Origin of the sequence: Desulfobulbus rhabdoformis (assembly GCF_016919065.1) — a bacterium.
GTDB lineage: Bacteria > Desulfobacterota > Desulfobulbia > Desulfobulbales > Desulfobulbaceae > Desulfobulbus > Desulfobulbus rhabdoformis.
The window spans coordinates 1-5,937 of record NZ_JAFFQA010000090.1; the positions used below are offsets into that span (position 1 = coordinate 1).

A 5,937-nucleotide genomic window follows, 5' to 3' on the forward strand; every position below is an offset into this window, starting at 1 on the left:
CGGTGCGGTAGACTGCTGTCTACGATCAAAATGGCCGGAAGGAGAAATCCTTCCGGCCATCTACGTTGGAAAAATAGCTGGTAATTATACGTGAGAAACATGTTGGACGGGAACTTGAGAATCTACAGTTGGCGATCGGTATGCTCATTTTTTGGGTTTCGTCAGGCAGACCGAGATAACGCAGCGGGTTGTCCTCGGTCATTTGTCGGAGTTCGTTCTCGGACAGGTGCTTACTGAAATATTTCCAGTAGCTCTTTTCGGTAAGGCGCTGGCGGGAGAGGAAGTAGTCGGTCCCAAACAGGATGCGCTCGCTGTAATCGGGATTTTGCAATAGCTGGGAGAGATTCTTGAAATAGTTCTTCTCGCCGCTGCCGCCATCCATCGGCTCACTATGGTAGGCGATGTCGGCGTACACCCCTTTGAATTTCACCATCAGATCGAGGATGGTACGCGTCCAACAGTTGGTAGGAATATCAGCGGCAGCAAGATATTGTGCCCCGCCGAAGTGCCCGAAACAGATCTTCAGACTCGGATGCTTTTGTAGAATGGCAGTCCACAGGGTTGGGTCGGAATTGTTGCGTGTTTCATCCGAGGCGTAGAATCCCCCTTCGCTGCAGTGCATCAGAATGGGGACGCCGCGTTCTTCGCAGTAGGCATACACCTTGAACATTTCGGGGCTGTTCACGGCATACCCCAACGAAGGGTAGAGCTTTACGCCAACAAAGCCACGCCCGGCCAGGGCCGACTCCATGATGGAGAAATACTCGGGTCGTTTGGTGTTGACAGCAACAAAGGGGAAAATACGGCCGGGATAAGCCAGAATCTGCGCCGAGGTGTCTGCCAGTTGTTTTTCCAGCAACTTCTCGTCGCCGCCGTCGTGGGTGATATCCATCATCAGTGGGATAACCGCATCCTGAAGAGTAAGTTGTTCCATCAGGATGTCTGTGACGTGCCGGATGCTTGGCTGCAGAGCGATGCGCAGGAAAGCGAGTGCATCGCCGATATCGCCTTTTGCCGCGTCCTTGTCGTCTCGGTTGAGTGCATCGCCGACTTTTTCAAGCAGCCGTATCAGGCCATCGACCGCATAATCCTGCAGAGCCGCCCCGCCTGCCAATTCCAGTTTTAAGGTGTCGTTCGTGGCGAGAGTTTTAAGAACGTCCTTAAACTCTTTGGAGGTGGAGACCTTTTTGACCACATTTCGAAAAAGGGTCTCTTCATCGACGTAGTCTCCTGCTTTTTTCAGGATTTTTTGGAGCTGCTCAACGATTTCGTTTTTGAGCAGCGCGGGAATCTTCATCTCAGTGAGACGGCGGAGCAAGATATCAAGTGTCTCGGATGTAAAGACCGACTTGGCGTTGAAAACATGTGCGTGGCAGTTGATTCGCATTTATTCTCCTGATAATCAATCTATAAAACTTGATTTTATATAGAAAAAAGCACAAGCATAAAAAACACCAAAAAAATCAACAAGCTCCAGTGCTGCAGAGGGTAATTGTCTGTAAGAAAATCTCAATTGTATCTTTTGAATATCAGCCTCAGGCCTCTTTTGTTTGAATTCAATTCGCTTATACCACAGATATACCTATCTCAAGCTCTCTCCGTGTTAACTTGGCTAGTTCTGTCTTTTTTTCCTTCATGATCTGAAAAAACACCACGTTCATACGCTTCAGACAACAGGTTGTTATAAAATTTCTCGAGTACCCCACCGGAAAAATATTTATTCATGTATTCCAATACTTCTTGGTATTCAACGTTCAATTTCCTGTATGAAGAGTGATGCTCATTCGTACAAAGATTTTGAATAAGAGGCATCAACTTGTCAGCGGATTTGACAATTCTGGACTCTACTGATTTTTGGTTTATATATTCATCAAATAAAGAATAAAGGCTTTTTGATGCTGATTCCGGCAATATTGAAAATAATTTTACAGCTGCGTTTTTTTCTTTTTCTTCCTTATCGTCAGTGTCACCTCTATATGGATTAGTGTCGCCGGCATATATCTCAGGCAAGTCATGAATTAATGCCATTTTCAATAGCTTACCAAAATCGATACTCTCAAATTCATTTTCTAACAAAATGAGAAAGATGGCTAAATGCCAGGAGTGCTCCGCATCACTTTCGGCTCTCCCGATGCTCGTCGTCTGACATACTCTTTCGCAGGTCTTGAATTTTTCGATCTCTTTGAGAAAGTTGATTATAGAGTCTATTTCCATTATTTCTCTCTATTGGCATAATCGCGGTGCTGGACAGCACGAGCAAGCACCGCTTCGTTGTGATGTTCACGATGGGGGCCGCTCGGCCATTTGGGCGCCCTGCGAGCAGGGGGGTGTTATGCAGGTTTTTTATTGAAAATCCGCTTCAGGAGCCTAACCCAGGGGGACCATTTTTTTGGCTGAATGTTAAGGGTGCATCCGCTACTTATGGCATTATTTAACCCGCCGGATCCTTTTTGGGCGTGATACTCTCTGCTGCTTTGCCTTTTGCTCATACTCCTCAAAAAAGGAATCGAATTTTGAATTGTACTTGGCACATCGCAGTTTGAGGATGTTGTTTGCATAATCAACTTTCCACCAGGCGCCGGATCTCTTGAGACGAATATTGCTGATGAACTTATTGGCACTCTCAATCGCTCCACTGCCAAGCGGGTACCCACCTCGCCGCAAACGACCGTACTCGATTCTGCCTTTGTTCTTTGTCAGGTAGTTTACCAACTTAGTTCTCTCTGTTTCAGCAGTGGCTGTCTTACATTTCATTCTTTTCAAGCCAGCGATGACATGAGAGGCATTGTTGTGAAAGAGCCGGACCTTGGTTTGCTCTATCCACTCATCCCCTTTTTTCGACCCAGCAAACTGATGTTTGGCAAAATCGTGGAGGTGTTCCGAGCAGTGGAAATAATCAAGGACTTGGCGGCAGGTTGGGAAATATTCTTTGACGCAGTCCCATATCCAATCGGCTCCATCACCTACAAAACACAGGCGAACTTTATCCTGCGGAATAATATCCTTGTCTCTTAACTCGGCAAGGAATCCTCGAAATTCAGTAATATTGCTGATTTGATGCCAGCTTAACAGGTGAACGATCTTATCCTTGTCGAGCAGGTATCCACGGATTCCTTTAGCTTCCCGCCAATGATGAGGTTGCCCCTTGTCTTCTGTCCTTATTGGGACCATGGCGCCGTCAGCAGAAAAGACCAGAACTGGCCTTCGATAGGTTTCCTCCGAGATATCTTCTATGATTTTAGATATTTCTTGAGAAGTAGGAGTGATCTCTTCAAGGCTGATTTCATCCGCGACTTGATTGGTGAGTTTATGGACAGTGTCTGCGGAAATGTCAAAACGATAAATCTCGTTCATCATTTCTGCAGCTTCCTCAAAAGTTTCCTTGGAACCGAAGAGAGAAGCTATTTTTTGTACATCGTACTGGTACTTGCCATCCCTCAAATTAAGAGCATTTTCGTACGGGGTATGGACGGCTTTACATTTGGGGCACACATAGTACGGGCAGTCAATGACAAGAGTGCCAATAGTGGTAACGCACTCTTTTTTCGTGGAATATTTTTTATGAGCTTTGCTCCCGCAAGGAGTGCATGTCGGAGCTTGTACCTGCCGATCAAGTTCACCTTGAATGACAATCTGGACTAATTCGGGATCTATTGACGGGTACTCTTTCCTGATCTTGTTAATTATCTCAAAAAGCGTGTTGTTGGGCGCATCAACACACTGGATAATGTGAGCAATTTTTTGATCGAGAATATTATCGTACATGTCTTTGTAACATTTAGACCAATTCCGAATTTTTCGCACAGCCGCCATGATATAACCTCCTGATTTAACGGGATATTATATCATGTAAAAAGCAGCATTTAAACAAAAAAATAACGTAACATATTAAAATTATTAACCAAACAGGCCAGATTCGATCTACAGGGCAATTCCATAACTATCGGATGCTCCCGAATGTTAAGGCCCAAATTGAGTGCGGCTTTGTCAAATGAATCTTCAATTAAAGCGTCGTGCATTGGGCGGATTATAAATATCCAAGATAATATCGCTGCCCCTGAAACATTCATGTCTATGGTGTGGGTGATTTCCGTTCTTTTATCTTCCTTCTCTTCTATCTCAAACCAATGGTTTCCCTGAAAATTGGCTGGCTCCAAGAATTTGAATTTGATTTTTTTGCCTGGCTTGTATTCAGTAACGACGTATTGTATTGGACCATGACCTCCTGTCGCCTCTTCGGCTAATTCACGATCCAATTTCATAGGAGCCCACCTTTCATGAGGCCATAATTGGTCATTATTTGAAGAAAGGCTACTCAGTAGATCAGCAACTTCTTTTATGGGTTTGTCAATGGTCCTGGCGTGTTTGTTTGTTATTTTCATAATGACTGAGTGGCGTTGTGATTTCGGTGTAGACAACTATCCGATGCCCTGCAATCGATTACAGAATCGATAATACAAGCACTTTTATGGTATCTCCCCCTAATCGGCAACATAATTTTGCCATGCTGAAGGCTATTTTCCTCTCAATTTCATCATCAACTTATGAAGTTTAACCAATGGGGTGATGATACGAGGTGCAGTGTAGCTGGCTGGCTTTTTCTTGAAACAGATTTGAAGATGGTCAATAGCCTTCTCGACGCTCATCATAAATGGCCTAATATCTCCTTTTGCCATTTTTGTATCAACAAATCCAAAGCGGACATTCGTGACAAAGACTCCTTTTGGCTTTAAGGCCAAGGCTAACCCGCCAAGGTAGTTGCTAAAGCCGGCCTTTGATGCATTGTAAGATGGGGCTTCTGCCGAAAGCAAGTCATCAGCCACACTCGATATGCCAATAAAATGACCTTTTCCCCTATTAACCATCGTGGGAATTATTGCTGCTGCTGCTTTGACCATACCAGTTAAGTTCACATCTATAATATTTGGTTCATTCTTCATATTTTTAAAATCCAATAATTCCCCAATACCTGCAAAGTAAATGCATAAATCGAAAGAATGTTCCAAAATCAGTTTGTCAAGTAACTCTGTGTATTTTTTATCTCCAATATCTGCAATGCAGTGCTGATAATTGGTATTTTTTATGGGGGATTCACTCCTCGATATTCCGATGATATTCCATTCATCAGCCAGCAATCTTTCTGTCGCAGCCAGACCTATTCCATCAGAATTGCCTATCATTAATGCATGTTTCAAAAGTATCTCTCCTTCAGGGCAAAAGGTACGAAATTCCTGGCTGGCAAGAACACTACCAAGAAAACGATTGTCGTCGGCTGCTCTGAGTTGTTTTTGGGGTTGCCCGGCATGGGCGTGATCGACACCTGCTGTCAGATTTTGGGCGATATTGACAGAGTTAGTCAGACGTCATTGTGTGCCTCGCATCGTGGTTGCTTTGCGCATCCAGAGGGGCATCTCTTTGATATGCTATAATTTTGAGGTTGCGTGTCCATGCCCATCAGTCCCGCCAAGGCATTGACCTGGTGTTCCGTTATTGCCCCCCCTCTCGGCATTTTTGTTTTGCTGGATTATACGGCCCATATTCTCTTACCTTAATCCGTGAGCATGCATCGGTGCGGCAGGTGAAGCTGAACAACACATGAATTAAGGGAATCTTGAATAATTGCTTTTTCTGCCAATCTCGGCGTTATGCGAAAAATTTTATCCTCGGAATATCATGTATATGCCTGCGGTAAAATTTTTCGCATGCCTTGATCTTGATTGAAAGTAACTACTCACACCCTCTAAAAAAAGCTCAAATCCAAATAAATAACTTGACAGGTTTTTGCCGGAATTTTTTTCAATAGCCAGGGATGCCAACAAAAATGCCCATCAACGCGCCTGGTCGTCTCTAAATCGTTTTAATATTGCATTCCGATAGCAAACAGATGCGATAGCGTTCAATCGTTTAACTCAGGGGCGCACAGGAGGTCGAAAAAAG

At 44.3% G+C, this 5,937-nt stretch carries 5 protein-coding genes; all 5 read right to left on the reverse strand.

Annotation, left to right across the window (positions count from 1 at the left end; all coding sequences use genetic code 11):
• Positions 1 to 25: 25 nt before the first annotated feature.
• The 5 genes from JWJ90_RS22275 to JWJ90_RS22295 all read right to left on the reverse strand — a co-directional run bounded on the left by JWJ90_RS22275 (position 26) and on the right by JWJ90_RS22295 (position 5,195).
• Positions 26 to 1,387: an amidohydrolase family protein gene (locus JWJ90_RS22275; RefSeq protein ID WP_205229424.1), complete on the reverse strand. Its 1,362-nt coding sequence runs from the start codon at positions 1,385 to 1,387 to the stop codon at positions 26 to 28.
• Between the two features lie 200 nt (positions 1,388 to 1,587).
• Positions 1,588 to 2,214: an HD domain-containing protein gene (locus JWJ90_RS22280; RefSeq protein WP_205229425.1), complete on the reverse strand. Its 627-nt coding sequence runs from the start codon at positions 2,212 to 2,214 to the stop codon at positions 1,588 to 1,590.
• Positions 2,215 to 2,427: 213 nt separating this feature from the next.
• The gene (locus tag JWJ90_RS22285) at positions 2,428 to 3,813 is read right to left on the reverse strand and encodes an ISKra4 family transposase (RefSeq protein WP_205229426.1); all 1,386 of its coding nucleotides are present in this window, start codon (positions 3,811 to 3,813) and stop codon (positions 2,428 to 2,430) included.
• A 50-nt stretch (positions 3,814 to 3,863) separates the two neighbouring features.
• Positions 3,864 to 4,262, reverse strand: a complete 399-nt coding sequence (locus tag JWJ90_RS22290) for an SRPBCC family protein (protein WP_205229427.1) — start codon at positions 4,260 to 4,262, stop codon at positions 3,864 to 3,866.
• Between the two features lie 252 nt (positions 4,263 to 4,514).
• Positions 4,515 to 5,195 (reverse strand): SDR family NAD(P)-dependent oxidoreductase, encoded by a 681-nt coding sequence (locus JWJ90_RS22295; protein ID WP_205229428.1) that lies wholly within the window; start codon positions 5,193 to 5,195, stop codon positions 4,515 to 4,517.
• Between the last annotated feature and the right edge of the window lie 742 nt (positions 5,196 to 5,937).